Origin of the sequence: Clostridium sp. MSTE9 (genome assembly GCF_000277625.1) — a bacterium.
Lineage (GTDB): Bacteria > Bacillota > Clostridia > Oscillospirales > Acutalibacteraceae > Faecalispora > Faecalispora jeddahensis.
The window spans coordinates 1-19,238 of sequence record NZ_AKFU01000044.1 but is presented as its reverse complement, the minus strand read 5'-3'; the positions used below and the strand labels follow the sequence as shown (position 1 = coordinate 19,238).

20 protein-coding genes and 1 tRNA gene are annotated in these 19,238 nt (G+C 52.4%); 9 read left to right on the top strand and 12 right to left on the bottom strand.

Annotated features, from left to right (window positions below; all coding sequences use genetic code 11):
• The 3 genes from HMPREF1141_RS13245 to HMPREF1141_RS13235 all read left to right on the top strand — a co-directional run.
• A partial coding sequence (locus HMPREF1141_RS13245) for a transposase (protein ID WP_009062410.1) occupies positions 1 to 270 on the top strand: 270 nt, incomplete at its 5' end.
• Between the two features lie 201 nt (positions 271 to 471).
• Positions 472 to 840 carry a hypothetical protein gene (locus tag HMPREF1141_RS13240; RefSeq protein ID WP_009065253.1) on the top strand — a complete coding sequence of 123 codons (369 nt, stop codon included), beginning with the start codon at positions 472 to 474 and terminating at the stop codon, positions 838 to 840.
• A gap of 123 nt (positions 841 to 963) precedes the next feature.
• Positions 964 to 1,302 (top strand): DUF6054 family protein, encoded by a 339-nt coding sequence (locus HMPREF1141_RS13235; RefSeq protein WP_035317152.1) that lies wholly within the window; start codon positions 964 to 966, stop codon positions 1,300 to 1,302.
• Positions 1,303 to 1,755: 453 nt separating this feature from the next.
• On the opposite strand, the gene HMPREF1141_RS13230 is transcribed toward HMPREF1141_RS13235, so the two are convergent.
• The 3 genes from HMPREF1141_RS13230 to HMPREF1141_RS13220 all read right to left on the bottom strand — a co-directional run bounded on the left by HMPREF1141_RS13230 (position 1,756) and on the right by HMPREF1141_RS13220 (position 3,316).
• Positions 1,756 to 2,187 (bottom strand): PaaI family thioesterase, encoded by a 432-nt coding sequence (locus tag HMPREF1141_RS13230; RefSeq protein ID WP_009065229.1) that lies wholly within the window; start codon positions 2,185 to 2,187, stop codon positions 1,756 to 1,758.
• Positions 2,188 to 2,272: 85 nt separating this feature from the next.
• Positions 2,273 to 2,348 (bottom strand) — tRNA-Ala (locus HMPREF1141_RS13225).
• Between the two features lie 146 nt (positions 2,349 to 2,494).
• Entirely contained in the window at positions 2,495 to 3,316 is an 822-nt protein-coding gene (locus HMPREF1141_RS13220; protein ID WP_009065232.1) for an EFR1 family ferrodoxin, read from the bottom strand.
• Positions 3,317 to 3,798: 482 nt separating this feature from the next.
• Between HMPREF1141_RS13220 and HMPREF1141_RS13215 the strand changes: the two genes are divergently transcribed.
• Positions 3,799 to 4,050 (top strand): GlsB/YeaQ/YmgE family stress response membrane protein, encoded by a 252-nt coding sequence (locus tag HMPREF1141_RS13215; RefSeq protein ID WP_009065214.1) that lies wholly within the window; start codon positions 3,799 to 3,801, stop codon positions 4,048 to 4,050.
• 144 nt (positions 4,051 to 4,194) lie between these two features.
• On the opposite strand, the gene HMPREF1141_RS13210 is transcribed toward HMPREF1141_RS13215, so the two are convergent.
• From HMPREF1141_RS13210 to HMPREF1141_RS13200, 3 genes are all read right to left on the bottom strand, one after another.
• Positions 4,195 to 5,055, bottom strand: coding sequence for a carbohydrate ABC transporter permease (locus HMPREF1141_RS13210; protein ID WP_009065247.1), 861 nt, complete (start codon positions 5,053 to 5,055; stop codon positions 4,195 to 4,197).
• Positions 5,056 to 5,066: 11 nt separating this feature from the next.
• The gene (locus tag HMPREF1141_RS13205) at positions 5,067 to 5,936 is read right to left on the bottom strand and encodes a sugar ABC transporter permease (protein WP_035317151.1); all 870 of its coding nucleotides are present in this window, start codon (positions 5,934 to 5,936) and stop codon (positions 5,067 to 5,069) included.
• A gap of 100 nt (positions 5,937 to 6,036) precedes the next feature.
• A complete protein-coding gene (locus HMPREF1141_RS13200; protein WP_009065227.1) occupies positions 6,037 to 7,329 on the bottom strand; it encodes an extracellular solute-binding protein in 1,293 nt (430 codons plus the stop codon).
• A 422-nt stretch (positions 7,330 to 7,751) separates the two neighbouring features.
• Here HMPREF1141_RS13200 and HMPREF1141_RS13195 point away from each other — a divergent pair, with 422 nt between their 5' ends.
• Positions 7,752 to 8,414 (top strand): DUF4867 family protein, encoded by a 663-nt coding sequence (locus tag HMPREF1141_RS13195; RefSeq protein ID WP_009065225.1) that lies wholly within the window; start codon positions 7,752 to 7,754, stop codon positions 8,412 to 8,414.
• A gap of 27 nt (positions 8,415 to 8,441) precedes the next feature.
• Entirely contained in the window at positions 8,442 to 9,692 is a 1,251-nt protein-coding gene (locus HMPREF1141_RS13190) for an ROK family transcriptional regulator (protein ID WP_009065212.1), read from the top strand.
• Between the two features lie 121 nt (positions 9,693 to 9,813).
• Here HMPREF1141_RS13190 and HMPREF1141_RS13185 read toward each other — a convergent pair whose 3' ends face one another.
• The 4 genes from HMPREF1141_RS13185 to HMPREF1141_RS13170 are packed head-to-tail and all read right to left on the bottom strand — an operon-like array spanning position 9,814 to position 13,227.
• Positions 9,814 to 10,293: an RpiB/LacA/LacB family sugar-phosphate isomerase gene (locus HMPREF1141_RS13185; protein WP_009065218.1), complete on the bottom strand. Its 480-nt coding sequence runs from the start codon at positions 10,291 to 10,293 to the stop codon at positions 9,814 to 9,816.
• Positions 10,290 to 11,258, bottom strand: coding sequence for a transketolase C-terminal domain-containing protein (locus HMPREF1141_RS13180; RefSeq protein ID WP_009065220.1), 969 nt, complete (start codon positions 11,256 to 11,258; stop codon positions 10,290 to 10,292). Before HMPREF1141_RS13180 ends, HMPREF1141_RS13185 begins: the two co-directional genes overlap by 4 nt.
• On the bottom strand, positions 11,259 to 12,086 hold the full coding sequence (locus HMPREF1141_RS13175) for a transketolase (RefSeq protein ID WP_009065245.1): 828 nt from the start codon (positions 12,084 to 12,086) through the stop codon (positions 11,259 to 11,261).
• Between the two features lie 19 nt (positions 12,087 to 12,105).
• The gene (locus HMPREF1141_RS13170) at positions 12,106 to 13,227 is read right to left on the bottom strand and encodes an iron-containing alcohol dehydrogenase family protein (RefSeq protein ID WP_009065251.1); all 1,122 of its coding nucleotides are present in this window, start codon (positions 13,225 to 13,227) and stop codon (positions 12,106 to 12,108) included.
• A 559-nt stretch (positions 13,228 to 13,786) separates the two neighbouring features.
• Here HMPREF1141_RS13170 and HMPREF1141_RS13165 point away from each other — a divergent pair.
• The 3 genes from HMPREF1141_RS13165 to HMPREF1141_RS13155 all read left to right on the top strand — a co-directional run bounded on the left by HMPREF1141_RS13165 (position 13,787) and on the right by HMPREF1141_RS13155 (position 18,041).
• Positions 13,787 to 14,554, top strand: a complete 768-nt coding sequence (locus HMPREF1141_RS13165; protein WP_009065243.1) for a sulfite exporter TauE/SafE family protein — start codon at positions 13,787 to 13,789, stop codon at positions 14,552 to 14,554.
• Positions 14,555 to 14,577: 23 nt separating this feature from the next.
• On the top strand, positions 14,578 to 16,569 hold the full coding sequence (locus tag HMPREF1141_RS13160; protein ID WP_009065230.1) for an alpha-glucosidase: 1,992 nt from the start codon (positions 14,578 to 14,580) through the stop codon (positions 16,567 to 16,569).
• A 128-nt stretch (positions 16,570 to 16,697) separates the two neighbouring features.
• The gene (locus HMPREF1141_RS13155; RefSeq protein ID WP_009065217.1) at positions 16,698 to 18,041 is read left to right on the top strand and encodes a fucose isomerase; all 1,344 of its coding nucleotides are present in this window, start codon (positions 16,698 to 16,700) and stop codon (positions 18,039 to 18,041) included.
• Positions 18,042 to 18,171: 130 nt separating this feature from the next.
• Here the strand turns inward: HMPREF1141_RS13155 and HMPREF1141_RS13150 are convergent, their stop codons facing one another.
• Positions 18,172 to 18,471 (bottom strand): DUF6809 family protein, encoded by a 300-nt coding sequence (locus tag HMPREF1141_RS13150; RefSeq protein ID WP_009065234.1) that lies wholly within the window; start codon positions 18,469 to 18,471, stop codon positions 18,172 to 18,174.
• A gap of 535 nt (positions 18,472 to 19,006) precedes the next feature.
• Positions 19,007 to 19,238, bottom strand: a 232-nt coding sequence (locus HMPREF1141_RS13145; RefSeq protein WP_009065249.1) for a formate--tetrahydrofolate ligase, incomplete at its 5' end; no start/stop codon positions are given.

Below are 19,238 nucleotides of genomic sequence, written 5' to 3'. Positions count from 1 at the left end.
CTGGATGCCGGGTATACCGGCTCAAAAGACAAGGTTGAAAAAAGAGGCTATATCGCGCATATCCGTCCCCGATCTGAGGAAAAACAGGAGCTCTTGCGGAATCCCGATTTTAAAGCCCGGCGCTGGGTAGTAGAGGTTACGCATTCGTTCTTCAACCGTTTCCGCAAATTGCTGGTTCGTTTTGAAAAGAAAGCTGCAAACTACCTTGGTCTTCTGCATTTTGCCTGTGCAATTATTGTCTGGCGTAAATTGATTCGAGTCCATATCTAATTTATGGATAGGCTCTTAGCATTCGCTCGTTTAGGTTACCGGCCGGTTCCGCTTTATAATGGTGTTTATGGAGCACGCGCATCTTCAATGATTGTTCCGGTAGAAGATATTGTAGCCGCGTTATATAAAGGAGCAGATGTACTCAGGGCATAAAATATCCGGTCCGATGCACCTCCGGTATTTCTGCTGGATTCCAATAGAATGAAAGGGGCTGGAAAGACACCCGGCAAATACGATAACCGCTGGTGCGTTTTTCCACAGGATATGCCCTCCGCCTCTTTTTTGTTAAAAGAGCAGATTCAAAATATTATTGTATATTCGGATGAAATACAAAATGATTTATCTCATATTTCACGCCGTTACCAGGAACAAGGTATTAAAATTCATCTATATAATTGCAAAGGATCTCTGAAAGAGGTGGCTGTCGTTAAGCCCTCCTATTTCAAAAGTTTGTCTTATCGTTTTCAGGTGATCATGGGATTGGTTCGTAATACGTCCGGCGGATTTGGCGGAAAAGTACCGGAAGCGACACAAAGCGGTTCGGGAGGCCGTCGTTTCGGTATGGGGTAAAGGATATCCAGATGAAAATCGAACCACAAACTTAACTTCCAATTATGTTTACAATATTGCGAAAATGGCCAAGTCCGATTATTTATATCATATAACCTTATTTTATATTTTGGAGGTAATAACATGGCCAAGTATAAACGTGACTTTCAAGGGGATTTTAGCGAACTATTGAATATTCTTCATTCTGGAATTCTAAACGGCAGCGCATCGGCGAGCTTTGAGGACGGTAGCGATTATTCGTACAATGATATACGCTGTGCTGTCCGTGTTTACGAAAGATACAGTATGATGGGCGGTAATCGTGTTAGTTTAAATATTACATTGATTGGCAATGGAAATCGCCTATTTCTTACTGCTATTACATCCGGCGGCAGCCAGGCAGTTTTCTTTAAAGTAAACACGATGGGTGAGGAATCTTTTTTAGATTGCGTAAAAGAAATTGTGGAGAATTATTCACGTTAATAATGGGTGCAGTATCCTATTATTCACATTAGGAAAAACAGTCATAGTAACTTCGCATTATGTTTATAATCCATATGTAATAGTTTATGTAGGTGCTATTAATACAAAGTATAGTCAGAGTGAAGAACAAAAAAGCAAATGCCAGTTGTCCGTTAGGAAAAATAATCCAGTGTCCATCTTCTCATTCGTATAATAAACCGCAAGGCTTTTCGCCTTGCGGTCACTGTGTTTTGGGCGTAGATAATAGGGATTGAACCGCTAACCTCCTAAAATATTCGTGAAATCTCCCAGCTGATCTCCCCCCATGTTTCCCAGTCCAAATTTCTTTTAGAGGCTAAAATCATCGTAATCATTACATTTCTTTGCTTATTTGTGAATTCCAGTCATTCGAAGATTGCATCAGTTACTAGTGCCTCCGATATATTGCGGATAGAGACGGTGCTCGACAAAAATTCACAGGGGCCTTTTCAGGAAAAAAGTAAAGGACCCGGCTGCTACTTCCCGCCCGTTGTCGTCGGTCAGAGAAACCTCGTACAGGCAGAGGGTACGTCCTATTTTCTGGGGAATAGCACGGCAATAAATCTTATGCCCATCCCCAAAGGCGGGGCTTAAAAAGTGGAAGGAATAATTCACGGTGACGCACATGTGTCCGGTGGCGCAGGCAACGCCGTTGCCGGCTACCGTGTCGGCCAACGTGGCAAGGCAGCCGCCGTGGACAATCCCCGCAGAGTTCAGAGATTGGGGTGTGATGACCAGTTCTCCCTCGGCCACATCCTTTTCCAGCTTTGTAACGGTGATCCCATTGTAGGAGGAGAAACTCTGCACGGAATTTTCTCTCTCCCGCCATGCGTTCCGTGTGTTCATCTTGCTGTCGATTGGATTCATCTAAACTCTCTCTCATTTCTCTCAACACGGTGATATAAAAGAGATCGTTGAAATCTTCCGGATTTCAACGATCTCTTTCACGATATGGTGGAGATAAGCGGGATCGAACCGCTGACCTCTTGAATGCCATTCAAGCGCTCTCCCAGCTGAGCTATACCCCCATAGGGCAATTCTGCGGAAAATTCGTCGTTTTTCGCTGAACTGCCTGACTATAATATCATGATACATCCAAAAAAGCAAGACTTTTTTCAAAAAAAATAGCTTTTTATGGATTTGCCCAACTTTACCGTTTTATCCTATAAAACGATTATAAAAACAATTCGGGCTCGGCACGGCGGGTCAAGCCTTCTTCCAACTCGTGCTGATGATACAGATATCCTTCATCCGTATAATACTTGGCACCCTGCGGACACTTCTTGATACAGGCCCCACACTTAATACAGATGCCAATATATTCGCTCACATCCTCATAAGAAATGGAACCCATGGGACAGATTTCGGCACACAGCTTGCAGTCGTTGCACGCCGAACTGGTCTGCGGCTTCACCTTTCGGATGTCTACGGGGTTTCCTTTCCTGTCGCGCGGCTGATAATATCCGCGGTACGGATGCGGGACACCTTCCACCTCGATCAGCGAAAGCTCCTGCCCAGAGAGGAGCTTCTCTGCAACCTGCTGCCCAAAGTGCCCGGCCTTCGAAAAATCCTCTGCATCCGGTCTTCCTGCGGCCAGAACCCGGGAAAACGAGTGCTCACCGACAAAGGCCGCCGCGGCCATCGGGCGAAATCCCGCTTTATGTAACAGATCGCGAAGCTCGATCAGAGCGTCATCGTAATTGCGGTTGCCAAAGAGCACTACCGGCACGGCCAGCGCATGATTGCCCTGTAAGGTGTCCAAAAATTTCAGCAGCACATTCGGCACCCGGCCCGCATATACCGGAGTTCCAAAAATCACCAGATCGTCCTCTTCGAACACCAGCGGACACTCCCGGCCTTTGGGTAGGGTAAAATCCACAATGCTGACGGGCAGCCCCAGCTTCTCCGCTGCAGCCCCGGCAATTTTCATCACTGTTTTTTCAGTCGTCCCTGTAGCGCTGAAAAAAACAGCCTTTACCTGATTGATTCCAGACATTTCACCGCTCCTTTTACATATTGTTCTTTATGATATCATCCGTTTTCTCACTTTGACGCAAATAACAGTGCGGCGTGAGGTTTTGCAAGGTCATTATATCATGAGCTTTTCCATTATAAGTTCTTATATCGACTTACGAGAAACAGCCGGGGTACCAGTATGATGAAAAGAAAGCTTTCCCCTATCTTACACGTGAGGTCATTCTATCATAAGTTTGAGGCTGTCCCTCAAAAGGGATCCTAAGTATCATAAACCACCAAACGGATGACTCTATGCTCTCTCCGCCCCAAAAGCTCCGCTTTTGCTCGCGGCGTGAGGTCATTATAACATAACACATCGAGAAGTCAACAAGATCAAAACCAGCGTTTTTCAAGCGTTATGGAAAGACCAGGAGCCGCCCTCAGTGTATTTTAATGAATAAACGACTGATTTTTTGGGCAAAACTTCATATTAAATAAGTGGAAAGAGAAGGAGGTTTATCCATGGGTATACTCGCTTGGGTCATTATTGGCGCATTGGCTGGATGGATTGCAAGTAAATTTATGAATACCGACGCCTCTATGGGTGCGTTTGCAAACATCGTAGTTGGTATTGTCGGCGCATTGATCGGCGGTTTTCTGATGAACATGCTCGGTGGTGTGGGTATCACCGGATTTAACCTGTGGAGTCTGTTAGTTGCTGTGATCGGCTCTGTCATTCTCCTGTGGATCTTAAGGCTGTTTAAAAATCATTGAGAAAAGCGGAACTTTCCCCTCTTTTCTGCAAACAGGAGCGTCGGGCCAATGGCCCGACGCTCCTGTTTGTTATGCAAAACTATATGGCGTATAAGCTTGGAAAATGGTTTTTGCAGCGGGCATCATCACCGCTCCGCGCGGCGGTCAGCCCTTTACCGCACCGCTGGTCATGCCGGAAATGATCTGCTTCTGGAAGAGCGCGTACCCCAGAACACTGGGAACAATCGCAATAATAATCGCTGCGTACATCGATACATAATCCGTTGTAAACTGGTTGGTAAAATAACGAATCCCGATCTGGATCGTTTTATTCTGCGGCGATGAGGTCAGCAGATTGGCGTAAACGAATTCATTCCAGCAGGTGATGAACTGAAACGTGGCCGCCGTAATCAGTCCTGTTTTGGAAAGCGGCAGGATGATTTGAAAGAAGCGCCCGAAAAATCCACAGCCGTCGATGTAAGCCGCCTCTTCGATTTCGCGCGGCAGAGAATCCATAAATCCGCGGATGATGATGACCGCAATCGGCAGGCCGATCGCAGTGTACAGAATCCGCAGCGCGTTCATGGAATCGAGCAGGCCGATCCTGCTGAAAATCGTGAAATACGGAACCATCAGGGCGTTGAGCGGAACCATCACGCCGGCGGAAAAAATGGTGAAGAAGATTTCTTTTCCTTTAAAGTCAAAGCGGGAGATCGCATACGAGGCCATAGCGGCCACAAACACGTTCGCCGCGGTGGCAATCACCGCAACCGTCACGGAATTCCAGATCATCTGTCCCAGATTGGCCTGAGAAAACGCGTTGATATAATTCTGAAACTGCGGAACGGCCGGAAAAGAAAACGGATCATTGAAATACTCGGCGTTGGTTTTTAACGATGTAATCAACAGCCACAGCAGCGGGAACAGCGTGTACACCGCAAACAGAAGGATGATAAACCATTTGAGAATCAGACACAAAACTCCCTTGGTGCTGTAACTGGCTTTTCCTTTTACAATCCCTTCCATGACGCTCCCCCCTATCTTTTCTTTTCCGCAAACAGCCTGCGCACCACAATGATTACCAGCGTGCCGGTCAGAATCAGCATCATGCTCGAAGCATTGGCGCCACCGTAATTGTTATTGCGCATCTGATTGTACAGGTACAGCACCAAAACCGAAGTACGGTTGGCCGGGCCGCCGTTTGTGAGCAGATACAGCTGCTCGAAGGTACGCAGCGCGTACACGGCCGCCAGCGTTACGCAGGTCATGATGGAGTACCGGATGAGGGGAATCGTAATATGCCATTCCATCTGCAGGCGGCTCGCGCCGTCGATGGTGGCTGCTTCGTAATAGCTTTCGTCAATATCGCTGATCCCGGCCATCAGGATGACCATAAAGTACCCGATGTAAAATAGGCCGTACACCAGCACACAGGTAAATGCCGTTTTGGGGTCTCCCAGCCAATTGCGGGTCGAATCCCCCTGACCCACCAGCTTGAGCAGGCCGTTCAAAAGACCGAATTCACTGTTGTATACCGCCGACCACAGCATGGCAATGGCGATGCCGGAGATCACCTGCGGCAAAAAATAAACGGTCCGAAAGATTTTCCATCCGCGTGGCTTTGTAGAAAGCACCATCGCCATGATCAGCGCCAAGGGAACCTGCACCAGACAGACGCCGGCTACCCAGATCAAATTATTCCTGGCACTGCGCCAAAATACCTTATCCGAAAAAATTTTGGCATAGTTCTGCCACCCGGTGAATTCCGGCGCAGTGATCCCATTCCATTTAAAAAAGCTGGTAACGCCGACGGAAAGGATCGGGACGATAAAAAACACCAGAATCAACAAAAGCGCCGGTGCAAGGAAAAGAACGATGCCGATCCTGTCCTGCTTTGTGATCTTCATAGTAAACTCCCCTGTTTCCTTTTCAAAGAAAGGCCGCGGGCGGCCCAAGAAACACGATCCCGCCCGCGGCATAACCGATGTTGCCCGAAAACCGGATTTGTCAGCTGTTGCTGTCCTTTACTTCCTTCAGGTGCTGCACAAATTCAGCAGGGGTAATGTCGCCGATCACAAGGGATTCCAGCGCCGCGGGGAACTCATTTGCCACGGCCGTGGGAACGGAGCCCTGGAAATGACCGATCATGAAAGACGCCGCGGCGCTCTGCTTTACGATCTCGGCCTGCAGCGGGTCTGTGATTTTAGAGGCGTCCATTTTAATGGCGAACAGGGCGCCGGAGGAGTTTGCAAGCTCTACCACGCGTTCGGGATCGCTGACATAGCGCAGGAACGCTTTGGCCGCCTCGGCCTTCTGAGGATCATCCTGCTTGCCCGCCACCAGATACGCCTGAATGGTGCTGATATACGCGCCGCCGTTTTTGCCGTCGTAGCTTAGGCCGGGTGCAAGCACCAGATTGTCGTACAGGCCCTGCACGCCCTCTTTCTTGATGCGGCCCAAAATCCAGGAACCGTTGGTATAAATGGCTGCGCGTTCATTGAAGAAGTGGCCGTTTACCACAGTGGCATCCGCACCGACTGCGTCGGAGGAGGTGTTCTGGAACATTTTCACCATGATTTCCGCCGCTTTTTCAAACGCGGGGTCATCAAAGCCGTTCTTATAGACATCTGCACCGCCGCAGGCCGCCAGAGCATAGGAGTACCAGAGCATGGAGGTCCACGCGTTGGCGCTTGTCATCTGCGTTGCCGGGAAAATGTTCTTCGCCTTGAGCTTGGCGCAGGCATCCCAGAATTCATCATATGTAGTGGGAATGGACGTTACGCCGGCTTCTTCCAGCAGTTTTTGATTGTACATGATCGGAACAACCGCGCTCTCATAAGGCATCGCATAGTTGGCGCCGTCGATTTGGGCTCTCTCGATGATCCCGTCCTCAAAACGGGAAGCCATGTCGGATTCCGCCAGAAAATCGGTCAGGTTCATCAGCTTGCCGGACGATGCGTACAGCTCCAGATCCGGGAAATCCTGCACGGTAAACAGATCCGGCGCAGCCCCAGTGGAAATCAGAGTACGGATCTTATCGCGGTAGGCGTCGTAATCCGTCTGCTCCTCCAGTTTAATCTGATACTTCCCGGCATATTCGGTGTTAAAGCCCGCGACCATTTCGCCGAACACCTTTGCCTTGCTGTCGGAGCCGACCCAAATACAGGGGAACGTCAGAGTGACCTCCTGGCCTGCCTGGCTGCTGCCAGCGCCGGACGCCGTTCCCGTCTGGCCGCTGCAGCCCGTAAAGGAAAGCACTCCAATCGCTGCCGCCAAACTGAAAGCGATCAACTTTTTCATTACACAACCTCCTAATACATTAAAATACTCTCAGATTCCTCGACTGAAACAAATCTGGCCCCCGTTGTGGCAGCAAGTTATTTAAGCGCCTAAACTTAATCCTGTTTTTCCTATTCTATTCTGCTTTCACGGGTGCCTCCCCGATTCAAATTATATCTTAGGATTTGTGTAATGTAAACAATTTTTATTGAAATGCTCTAAATTTGTTTACTCTACTATTTTTAAATATCACAATTTGTGCTATATTATTAAATCTTTTAATTAATTTAAATTCGGATTGCTTTTTGCTTTAAAATTATGCTAAGATCAAACCAAAAGAATGATCTGCCCTGTTCCAAATCACGCATCCTTATTTTCGGCGGACATTTTCGCAATTCATTGAACGGTTTCAATATTTAAAATGCAATTTGGGAGGTTGGAACGTGTATACTGATCTGGTAAAGAAAAATCCGGCGCTGTCTCTGCTCCCCGTTACCGACGAATCCTTCCGGCAATATGGCCGGATCATAGAGGAATACGATTTTACCCCGTGGCTCAAAACAATGGAGCAAATCGCGGTTCCCGAATCGGGGAACGTTTATGTAGCCGACGATCCCAGACTCTGCGACACAGAGCTGGCCGCCGCCGTAAAAGAGAAACTGAACGGCTCCATGCCGATCGAGGTCGGCTACTGCATCGGCAACGGCAGCCACCTGAACGCACTGGAATACCACAAGATGCCGGAACTGGACCTGGCCGTGACCGATCTGGTGCTCTTGCTTGCAGACGCCCGCGATATCCGCGGCAACACGCTCGATACCTCTTTGGTAAAGGGCTATTATGTTCCCGCCGGAACCGCGTGCGAGCTTTACGGAACCACGCTTCACTTTGCCCCCTGCAAGGTAAGCGACGAGGGGTTCAAATGCGTTGTCGTTCTGCCGCAGGGCACAAATCTGCCCTTGGAGCGCCTGCCTGAAAACGCCCGCGGGGAGGAACGCCTGCTCTGGATGCAGGGAAAATGGCTGATTGCACACCCGGAAAGCGCTCCCGCCAAAAACGGCGCTTATGCCGGGCTCACGGGAGAGAATATTCAGGTTCTTTATTAACAAAAACACAGGAAGGAGGGCGTACCGATGCCCAATGTGCGCGAAAACGGAGTCAATATGCTGGCCGTGAAAAAACAGAACCGCAGCTCCATTCTGCAGTTGATACACCTGAGCGGCAGTATCTCCAGAAAAGAAATCGCCTTGCGGCTTGGCCTGACGCCCGCCGCCATCACGATGATCACCGGCGAGATGCTCGACGAGGGCCTGCTCTGCCAGGTGGAAGCGGAACGGGAAAAAAGCACCAACCGAAAAGGGCGGCGCGAGGTGCTGCTCCAGATCAACGGCGCCCATTACGCCGCGCTGGGGGTATATATTACCCGGCACAAATTCCGGGTACTGTGCACCGACCTGAACAACACCATCCTGTTTGAGGATTTGATCTACACCGGCGACTGCCGCCGCAAGGCCCCGGCCATTCTGGAAAAGCTGACACACACGATTCAGGCAAAGCTTGCGGAATACAATGTGCTTTCCAGCAGAACGATGGTGGGCCTCGGCGTGAGCATCAACGGCATTGTAGACAGTATCAACGGGATCAGCGTCAATCCGTTTCAGGTATGGGAGGAACGCAACATTCCTGTCGCTTCGATTTTATCGGAAAAGCTCCGAATGCCCGTACTGCTGACCAATAACATCTGCGCACTGGCACACGGGGAAAGCGTGCTTTCGAGCCACCGCCAGATTCACCCGATGCTGTTCATCAAATACGGCCCGGGTCTCGGCGCGGCCTACACGCTGGGGGACGGACAATCCAGCGTATTCAACTACCGGGCGATTCAGCTCGGCCATATGATCGCCGACCCGAACGGCGCGCCCTGCGTGTGCGGCAATCAGGGCTGCCTTGAGACAATCATCCATTACGATTCCATCGAAAACACGATGAAAAGCATGCTCAGCGAGCAGCGCACGCCGGTGCTGTGGGATCTGACCGGCGGCGACGCTTCGAAGGTGACGATTCAGGAGGTCATCCGCGCCTACAATGCCGAGGATCACGTTGTGGAGCAAACGCTCGACCGTGTGATTTTCTATCTTTGCCTTGTGATCAAAAACATGCTCACGCTGTTTGACCCCGAAAGCGTGGTGCTGTACGGGGAGCTGTTTGAAAATGAGCGCTTCCGGCAGTCTTTGCAGCAGCAATTGACCCGCTATGCCAATACCGAACGGGTCAGCTTCAGCCATTACAACATGGGGCTGGAAACGCTCGGCCCCGCCGCAACAGTGGAAAGCCTGTTTTTTGAAAACGGCGGCCTGCTGAACAGTGAAGAAAAAGAGCTCTGATTCTGTTTCACCGTCAAAAATCCCGCGAACCGAACTTCGGCTCGCGGGATTTTTGAATTAGGGAACAGGTAGAACGCATGATAACGGACATTGCCAAAAGTGATCCTGCTTTCATGGAATATTACCCCTTGCGGTAAATGGATTCTTCGATTGCGCCGACCTTTTGTTTTGCGCCTTTCAAAAACTCCTGCCGCCATTCCTCCAGATTCTCGGTAAACCCGGTGGTGAGGAAGGTTTCGGCCATTTCACAGCCCAGAATACCGGCGATGATCCAGCCGCCCATGGTGAGAATATTCGCGTCGTTGATAGCGCGGCATTTTTCGGCCGCATAGGTGCTTTCGCAGCAAGCCGCATAAACGCCCTCGAACTTATTGGCGACGATCGCCATGCCCATGCCGGTACCGCAGATCAAAATGGCGCGCTCGAACTCGCCGCTCTGAATTTTCTGCGCTGCAATCGGCGCCGCCTCGAAAAAGGGCTTCGGCTGCTCCGGATCAAGCGTGCCGCAGTCGGTCATTTCGTAGCCTTTTCCGGCAAGATACGCTTTGACCTCTTCCTTGAGGCCGAACCCGGATTTATCTGATCCAATCAATACCTTCATCTGAAATTCTTCCTTTCTGTCACTTCATGCGCTGCACGGACGATCTCCTTTGCCGTGAGGCCGAATTTTTCTTTCAGGTAGTCGGTCAAGCCCACCTCGCCAAAGCAGTCGCGCACCCCGACCCGTCGCAGGGGCACCGGGCAGTTCTCCCCAAGGCATTCCGCGGCGGCGCTGCCGAGCCCACCGATGACGGAGGCGTTTTCCGCCGTAACCACCGCCCCCGTTTTCATCGCGCTGCGAAGAACCGCTTCTTCGTCGAACGGTTTGACGGTATGTACATTCAGTACCTCGGCGCCGATCCCCTGCCCGGCCAGCTCTTCAGCCGCCAGAAGCGCCTCGGCCACCATGATTCCGGTCGCAAGGATCGTGACATCCCCACCCTCGCGCAGAAGGGACGCCTTGCCGAGCGTGAACTCGTCATTCTCTGAATCAATCCGCACCGCGGGCCGGCGCAGCAGGCGAATATAAACGGGGCCGTCGTGCGCCAGAATCTGCGGGAACGCCGCGCGCAGCTGGGCGCTGTCCACCGGCTCGTAAACCGTCATTCCGGGGATGTTCCGCATGATCGACACATCCTCCATGCTCATGTGGGTGCCGCCGTTCAGCTCCGCCGTGATTCCCGGGTCACTGCCGACCATCTTGACGTTCAGGCCCGCGTAGGCGACCGAAAGCGTCACCTGGTCGCACACGCGGCGGCTTGCGAAGGCGGTAAAGGAATGCGTGAACGGTATTTTCCCCATGGCGGCGAGTCCCGCCGCAACGCCGATCATATTCGCCTCGGCTACTCCCACATCGATGGCCCGGCCCGGCATCTGCTGAGAGAATCGTTTCACACTCGATGCCGCCATCAAATCCGCGTCCAGCGCGACGATCCTGTCATCCTTTTGGGCGTATTCCAGCAGCAGGTCTACGTAGGTATCCCGCAGCCAATGCTCCTCCAACTTCACCTCAAACGGCTGATTCATTTACGCTCCCTCCTTTTCCAGCTCGGCGACCGCTGCTTTCCACATTTCTTCGGTCAGCTTCATGTTGTGGGAGGCGAGTTTTCCCTCTGAAAAAGAAGCCCCCTTACCCTTGATCGTGTTCAGCAGGATCATGGAGGGCTTCCCCTGCGCGCGCTTGGCCTGCTCCACCGCGCTCACGATCTCATCGGTGTTGTGGCCGTCGATCGACTGCACATGCCAGCCGAAGGCACGCCATTTGTCCTCCAGCGGCTCGAGCGGATTGATCTCTTGCGTATAGCCGTCGATCTGCATTTTGTTGTAATCGGTAAAGGCGATGAGATGATCCAGCCGCCTGCCGCCCGCAAACATGGCGGCCTCCCAAATCTGGCCCTCGTCGCTTTCGCCGTCGCCGATAATAGTATAAATCGTATTCGGCAAATGGTCCATCTGAACCGCAAGCGCCATTCCGACCGCGGCGGAAAAGCCCTGCCCCAGCGAACCGGTGGTCATATCGATGCCGACGGTGCGCCGCATATCGCAGTGGCTGGGGAGCATGGTACCGGGGCGGTTCAGGGTATCGAGCAGCTCTATCGGGAAATAGCCCTTCAGCGCCAGCGCGGCATACAGGGCCGGGCCGCCGTGCCCTTTCGAGAGCACCAGCCGGTCGCGCTCCGGCCAGCCGGGATTATGCGGATCGATCTTCATCAGCCGAAAATACAGCGCCGCGAGAACCTCGCAAATGGAAAGACTGCCGCCGACATGCCCGACGCCGAGCTTCCCGATTTCCTCCAGCGTCAGCTTGCGGATGACATTGGCCTGATGCTGCAAATCGATTTGTTGTTCGCTCATCTTTGTCCTCCTGTCTGAATTACAGTATGGAACGAAGCAGGGCCGTCACCGTCTGCCTGTTCATCTCCGCCGGGGTCAGCTGGATGATCGCCGCCTCCAGCCCAACCTGCACGATCTGTTCAATATCTTCCTCTCGCACCCCGGCTTCGTGCAGCCGTGTGCGCATGTTCATGCTGCGCATCAGATCCTCGACCGCCTGCGCCAGCGCCGGAACATCGGCAAACCCGAGCCAGCCGCACAGCTCACGCATTTTCTTCTGCTTCTTTTCTTCGCTGATGCGGATAAAGGCCGGCAGCGTGATGGAGCACGCTTCGCCGTGGCTCAGCCCGAACTCGACCGTCAGCGGAAAGCTGACCGCGTGAATCCCGGTGGTGCGGGTCTGGCTGAACGCGATGCCCGCGAGCATACTGGCCAAGCTCATGTTTCGTCGTGCCTGTGCATCCTGCGGATGATCATACGCCGTTTTGATATTTTCCAGAATCAGCTTCATTGCGCGCATGGCAAGCATGTCACACATCGGCTGCGATTCCCGGTTCCAGTATGCTTCGATCGCGTGGCAGAACGCGTCCATCCCGGTGGAGGCCGTGACCGCCGCGGGCAGCGTGTGGGTCAGGGTGCTGTCGACCAGGGCGATGTCCGGCCAGAAAAGCGGGCTGAGCATGGGAACCTTCTTCCCGGTGTTGCGGTTGGTGAACACACCGACATTCGTTACCTCGCTGCCGGTGCCCGCCGTGGTGGGAATGCAGATGAGCTGCGCCTCGCGGTGTTCCAGCTGTTTGGTTCCGCCGCCGTAATAGTCGTAGATGCTGCCCGGATTGCTCACAAGACAGGCAACCACCTTTGCTACATCCAGCGAGCTGCCGCCGCCAAGACCGATCACGCACTGAGCGCCCGCGTCGCGCGCAGCATGCGCCGCCGCGTCCACACTCTCGCAGGAAGGGTTCGGCTCAATTTCACTAAAATAGGCCACTCGCCTGCCGCCAAGACCTTCGCCGATTTTTCGGGCGACTCCGCTCTGATATAAAAATGGGTCTGAAATCACCAGTACGCTTTCCCCCTCGACCTGATCCCCCGCATGAAAAGCTGCGCCGTCCTCAAAAACGATTTTGGTCGGCATCGTAAACTGAAAAACCGTATCCATGCTTTCTCCCCTCACATTCAGATAAACCTTTTAACTGAATCGCGCATTTTGCTGCAATCCGGTCGTTCTACTTTTGATTTTAGGTGCCGCCAAAAGAAAAGTCAATTATTTTTTAAGTGTTTTAATTAAATAATTCCGACTGCTTTTTGTGCTTTTTGACCGCTTTCTTTTTTCTCACGGCGGTTTTACTTAGCCCTGATGCAGCTTATTGATTGAAACAGTTCATGAGTACTTCCCTCTTCTGATTTTCCGAATCTATGTCTGATCATCACTAAAAATCGGCGGAACAGCTGCATTTTTCCTGAAAAAATGCACTTTTCTGCTCACCTGCATTCAATACTGTTCCCACAGGGTTGCCAGAAGAAACTTCGTGCTGTTTGAAAAGAGACTTCTACCCCTCCAAAAATGTTAGCTTTGATTTAGTCGTTTTATTGATTGACATTGATTCCCGCCTATATTACTATTTAATTAAACCTGTTAAAAATAATTTCAATCAGCCCGATTGGGTAAAGCGCCCCGCGTTTTGCAGTTTGGCGATTCAGGATTGGGGAGGCCGTTTATGAGCATGGAAGAGCTGCTGTTCGGGCTGCTTTCTTTTGTCACGCATGTCATCGAATCGATTACGGGTTTTGGCTCCACCGTACTGGCCCTCCCGTTCGGAATCGCCATTGCAGGTGTATCGGTCGCAGTGCCGGTGCTCTGCCTGCACGCGTGGCTGCTTTCCGCCTATGTCATCGCGACGGATTTTCGAAAAATCCAGTGGAAGCAGTACGGCATTGTGATGCTGTTTGTGCTTCTCGGCCTGCCGATCGGCATGTGGGCGTTTTCCGCGCTGCCCGAAATGGTGCTGAAATTCTTGCTGGCAGTTTTTATGATCCTCGTCGCCGCGAACGGAATCCGTCAGGGGCTGAGCAGAACAAAATCCCCCGGCACCATGCCGCAGGGCTTTCGCAAATACATACTCTACTTTCTGCTGTTCCTTGGGGGCGTTGTTCACGGTGCTTTCAGCTCGGGCGGCCCGCTGCTGATCATCTATATCACGCGTACCATTCGTGAAAAAAGCCAGTTCCGCGCTACCATGTGCTCGTTTTGGTTCAGCCTGAATTTGATTTTGCTGATCCGCTATATTGCAACCGGTGTTTTTACCGGCACAGTTCTGCGCATGAGCCTGATCACTCTGCCGTTTTTGGCGGCCGGTATTCTTCTCGGCACCTGGATTCATCAAAAAATTCCGAACCGGCACTTTCTGTTTATGGTATATATCATACTGCTTTTGTCGGGCTGCTTTATGGCCTACTCCTCCCTGCCGGCACTGATAGCCGGGTAAACAAAGAAAGCGAGGCACGAATCATGCAAGCCTGTTGGAATCATACCGCCTGGATTTTGTGTCATAACGATACCATTCTGCTCGAGGCCTCGCCGCAGCGGCCGATGATCTATGTGGGAGTCGGGCAGGAAAGCATCGAGATGTACCGCGGCAATTTCAAAATAGAGGATTATCTGTCGCAACGCGTGCCGCTTCGCGTCACCGGGGCTGAAGAAACGGATTCCGGATGGACACTGGATTTGGAAGGGCGGCTCCGCGTTCAAGTGGTGATTCAGGGCGAGATTGCGGAGCTGTCTTTTGAACAGCTCGACCCGGCCATCAACCGTTTTTGGCTGCGCGTGTGCGCCGACGCAGAGGAATCCTGCTACGGCTGCGGCGAGCAGATGTCTTATCTGAACCTGCGCGACCGGCATTTTCCGCTGTGGACATCTGAGCCCGGTGTGGGACGCGATAAAACGACCTATATCACCTGGCGCTCCGATGTGGAGAACAAGGCCGGGGGCGACTATTACAACACCAACTACCCGCAGCCCACCTACGTTTCGTCCCGGAAATACTACCTGCATGCGGACTGCACTGCCTACGCGGATTTCGACTTTCGAAATGAAGTATTCCACGAACTGCAGTTTTGGGCGGTGCCGAACCGCATTCGCATTGAAGCTGCCGACAACTGGGAGAACCTGCTATACCGGCTCAGCGAATTCTTCGGCCGCCAGCCGCTGCTGCCCGATTGGATTTACAACGGCGTGATCCTCGGCGTGCAGGGCGGCACCGAGCGTGCCTTTTCCATTGCGGAGCGCACTTTGCAAAGCGGCGTTCCCCTGGCCGGAATCTGGTGCCAGGACTGGGCTGGGAAGCGCGAAACCTCGTTTGGCAGACGGCTGCAGTGGGACTGGAAGCTCAATGAGAAGATGTACCCCGGCCTGCCGGAAAAAATCCGCGAATACAAGGAGCACGGCATCCGCTTTTTGGCGTACAACAACGGGTATCTGGTGAACGACGGCGAGTTATATCGGGAAGCAAAAGAAAAAGGCTATTTCGCTCTTGCCGCGGACGGCGGCGATTATCTGGTGGATTTTGGCGAGTTTTACTGCGGCGTAGTCGATCTGACAAATCCCGAAGCCTTTGAGTGGTACAAAGACTGTATCAAAAAACAGATTCTGGCTCTGGGAATCGACGGCTGGATGGCCGATTTCGGTGAATATCTACCCACCGACGTCAAACTGTTCAACGGCGTTTCCCCCATGCTGGAGCATAATCACTGGCCCGCTCTTTGGGCGCGCTGCAATTATGAGGCGGTCGCGGAAAGCGGAAAACTTGGCGAAGCCGTATTCTTTATGCGATCCGGGGCCACGGGCTCGCAAAAATACTGCCCTCTGCTCTGGGCCGGGGATCAATCCGTGGATTTCAGCAGACACGACGGCCTTGGAACCACGATCACGGCTGCCCTCAGCGCCGGAATGTGTGGCTGCGGGCTCAGCCACAGCGACATCGGCGGATACACATCGCTGTTCGGCAATCGACGCACCAAGGAGCTGTTCCTTCGCTGGGCAGAGATGGCGGTGTTCACCCCTGTGATGCGAACGCACGAGGGCAACCGCCCCGATGAAAATTTTCAGATATATGATGACGAGGACGCGCTGAAACAGTTCGCCCGGCTTGCCAAAATCCATGTGGCGCTGAAGCCTTACCTCAAACAGCTTGTGGAGGAAAACGCGACACGCGGCCTGCCCGTACAGCGCCCGCTGTTCGTGCATTATCCAGAAGACCGCGCGGCCTATCAAATCCAGACGGAGTATCTGTTCGGCCGCGAGCTTCTCGTCGCCCCGGTTCTGGAAAAAGAGGCCTGCAAATGGCGGGTATACCTGCCGCAGGACAGCTGGGTGCATCTGTGGAGCGGTGCGGAATTCGGCGGCGGAGAGCATCTTGTTGATGCGCCGATAGGCTACCCACCCGTGTTTTACCGAAAAGAAAGTGAGTACAAGCGCTTGTTCCGCGGTCTTGCGGATCTGTAACGCAGTATTATAAGCCGGTACGAAGTGATCTTTCCCGGGAAAAGAGTCTGCGAATTAACGTTACCAATCCGCAGGCACGAAGCATATATCGCGCTCAATCGCAAGGACTAACGAAAGGCGGAATTGTTATGTCGGAATATCAGGTGGCCTATTTGCCCATTGGGGTGCCCACGTTTCATCTGGAAAGTGCGCAGGCCGGATTTGAAAAATCGGTCAGGCTGCTTACCTCCTTATCGACTCACGTGGTGTGTCCGCAGAAAATGCTGCTGACGATCGAGGAGCTGAACACGTTTTTGGATATGATTTGTCCCCAGCTTTTGATCATCCAAAATATCACCTTTGCCAACGCGGCCTATGCGAGCCAGATTCGCCACCGCTTCTCTTGCCCCACCCTGTTGTGGACACTGCGGGAACCGGTGATCGACGGCGGGCGGCTGCGCCTGAATTCTTTGACGGGGGCTTATTCCGCCGCCAACGCCATGCGCGCGCTGGGTGACGACCGGTTTGCGTATGTATTCGGCGCGCCCGAGGAGGAAGCGGTGATTCACAAAATCCACGCGTTCCTGCGCGCCGGTGAGGTCTATCATAAGCTCCACTCGCTGAAAATGGCGGCGGTGGGCCATACGCCCCAAGGCTTTGGCTTTGGCCGTGCGCTCGATTCGGAGCTGCTGCACACCTTTGGCGTTACGCTCGAATCCATTGAAACGCGTGAGCTGATGGAAAAAGCCGTGAGCTACACGGAGGAAGAATGTGCTGACTGCCGCAAAGCCGCCGAGCAGGCCATGACGGGGCTGGAAAACACGCCCGCCAAAAACCGTGACGCGTTTGTGCGGCTGTACAAAGCCTATGACGACTATGTAAAAGCAAACGGGATCGGTGCGCTTTCTTCGCGCTGCTGGCCGGATTTCTTTACCGCCTATGGGACGCCGGTATGCTCCGTTCTGGCGATGCTGAATGACAATCTGATTGCCTCCGCCTGTGAATCGGATGTTTACGGCGCACTATCAATGTACATCGGCACTCAGTTGACCGGTCTGCCGACCTTTTTCGGCGATCCCGTTTCTCTGGATGAAGCGGAAAACACCATTACATACTGGCACTGCGGCACTGCCGCCTGCTCTTTGGCCCGTGCGGACACCGGCGCGCAGGTGGGGGTTCACCCGAACCGGAAGATTGGCCCCACGATGGAATTCGGGTGCAGACCGGCAGAGCAGGCAACGGTTTTTCGCGTCGGCCGAAAGCCGGACGGAACCTTCCGGCTGTTGATCCTGCCGGGCCGCGCGCTTGATAAGCCAAAGCAATTCTGCGGAACCTCTGTGGTGGTACAGCCGAAGGCCGACGCTCTGCGTGTGGTGGAAAGCAGTGTAAAAGCCGGCTGGGAGCCGCACTTTACCGTGATTTACGGAGATGTAAAAGACGAGCTGCTGGCTCTGGCCGATATGCTTCGGCTTGAAGCAGAAGTGTACGAATAAAGCGTCTTTCGGTTAAAAAAAAGAACAGCAGAAAGCGGTCAGGATGAATGCCCTGACCGCTTTCTGCTGTGATAGAGTCTGAATTTAACAGAGTACTTCTGAACTATGTTGCGGAGAGCGTTTTGAGGTATCAGCGATTTCCCCCATGCTGAAACAAATCGTCCATTCCGACAAAGACCTCCGCCGTCATCGTAACCCCCAGCTTATAGCCGTAAATCAGGTTTCCGACCGCAGTGAGCCTGTTCAGCTCGTCCTGTGCATCGATGTACTTTTCAAACAGAATTTTTTCTTCCTCATTCAGTCTTTCCAGAAGATATTCCTCATTCCGGGTCAACAGCTGCATGGCCTCGCTATATTCGGAATTTCGATGAAAAGGCTGCGCCTCCGGCGATAGATTGCCATAAGCAAATTCTTCGAGAATACTCGTCATTAAAATCATCCTTTCCTTGTTTCCCCAACAACGCCTTGAAAGGAATGGCCGCGCATGCTATAATATTTACGCAGCATTTGCTTTCGGGCATTTGTTGGTTGGGGGAAGTGGCGCCTTGCTTTGTGGGTTGGACGCCGCTTCCTTTTATTTTTCTTTGAAGTTACACAAGTTGGAATAGATCAGCTCAATACCAGCCCGTATCACCTCTGACCTCGACATCTTTGTCATTTTACAGCAGTAGTCAAGTGTTTCCAGTTCTTTGTCTGTCATCCTCGTTTCCACTTTTTGCTGCCGCGCATTACCAGATGGGGGCCGACCTGTACGTGGACTCAAATCATCACCTCACTTATCGTCCTGACAATAACATTATATTGTTGTATGGACGATAAGTCAATATAATTTTTAAAACTGTCTGCTGACACAAAGCCCCCTGCATTCTTATATAAAGAATGCAGGGGGCTTCACATTCGTAAAAACAAAGCGCCGCCCCGGTGAAAATGGCGCCGGGGCGGCAAAAATGAGTGAGAAATACGGATTAGAACAAGCCGGAAATGCGGCCGTTTTCATCCACATCGATGTTCTCGGACGACGGCTTCTTCGGCAGGCCGGGCATCGTCATGACATCGCCGGTAAGAGCAACGATGAATCCGGCACCTGCGGATACCTTCAGGTTTTTGACCGCGATCTCGAAGCCTTCGGGAGCGCCCAGGGACTTCGCGTCATCGGTAAAGCTGTACTGTGTTTTCGCCATGCAGATCGGCAGGTTG

What these genes read in the sequence shown, in the direction of transcription:
- HMPREF1141_RS13240 (WP_009065253.1), top strand. Translation starts at nt 472, where the DNA reads ATGAAAGGGGCTGGAAAGACACCCGGCAAATACGATAACCGCTGGTGC.
- HMPREF1141_RS13235 (WP_035317152.1), top strand. Translation starts at nt 964, where the DNA reads ATGGCCAAGTATAAACGTGACTTTCAAGGGGATTTTAGCGAACTATTG.
- HMPREF1141_RS13230 (WP_009065229.1), bottom strand. Translation starts at nt 2,187, where the DNA reads ATGAATCCAATCGACAGCAAGATGAACACACGGAACGCATGGCGGGAG.
- HMPREF1141_RS13220 (WP_009065232.1), bottom strand. Translation starts at nt 3,316, where the DNA reads ATGTCTGGAATCAATCAGGTAAAGGCTGTTTTTTTCAGCGCTACAGGG.
- HMPREF1141_RS13215 (WP_009065214.1), top strand. Translation starts at nt 3,799, where the DNA reads ATGGGTATACTCGCTTGGGTCATTATTGGCGCATTGGCTGGATGGATT.
- HMPREF1141_RS13210 (WP_009065247.1), bottom strand. Translation starts at nt 5,055, where the DNA reads ATGGAAGGGATTGTAAAAGGAAAAGCCAGTTACAGCACCAAGGGAGTT.
- HMPREF1141_RS13205 (WP_035317151.1), bottom strand. Translation starts at nt 5,936, where the DNA reads ATGAAGATCACAAAGCAGGACAGGATCGGCATCGTTCTTTTCCTTGCA.
- HMPREF1141_RS13200 (WP_009065227.1), bottom strand. Translation starts at nt 7,329, where the DNA reads ATGAAAAAGTTGATCGCTTTCAGTTTGGCGGCAGCGATTGGAGTGCTT.
- HMPREF1141_RS13190 (WP_009065212.1), top strand. Translation starts at nt 8,442, where the DNA reads ATGCCCAATGTGCGCGAAAACGGAGTCAATATGCTGGCCGTGAAAAAA.
- HMPREF1141_RS13185 (WP_009065218.1), bottom strand. Translation starts at nt 10,293, where the DNA reads ATGAAGGTATTGATTGGATCAGATAAATCCGGGTTCGGCCTCAAGGAA.
- HMPREF1141_RS13180 (WP_009065220.1), bottom strand. Translation starts at nt 11,258, where the DNA reads ATGAATCAGCCGTTTGAGGTGAAGTTGGAGGAGCATTGGCTGCGGGAT.
- HMPREF1141_RS13175 (WP_009065245.1), bottom strand. Translation starts at nt 12,086, where the DNA reads ATGAGCGAACAACAAATCGATTTGCAGCATCAGGCCAATGTCATCCGC.
- HMPREF1141_RS13170 (WP_009065251.1), bottom strand. Translation starts at nt 13,227, where the DNA reads ATGGATACGGTTTTTCAGTTTACGATGCCGACCAAAATCGTTTTTGAG.
- HMPREF1141_RS13165 (WP_009065243.1), top strand. Translation starts at nt 13,787, where the DNA reads ATGAGCATGGAAGAGCTGCTGTTCGGGCTGCTTTCTTTTGTCACGCAT.
- HMPREF1141_RS13160 (WP_009065230.1), top strand. Translation starts at nt 14,578, where the DNA reads ATGCAAGCCTGTTGGAATCATACCGCCTGGATTTTGTGTCATAACGAT.
- HMPREF1141_RS13155 (WP_009065217.1), top strand. Translation starts at nt 16,698, where the DNA reads ATGTCGGAATATCAGGTGGCCTATTTGCCCATTGGGGTGCCCACGTTT.
- HMPREF1141_RS13150 (WP_009065234.1), bottom strand. Translation starts at nt 18,471, where the DNA reads ATGACGAGTATTCTCGAAGAATTTGCTTATGGCAATCTATCGCCGGAG.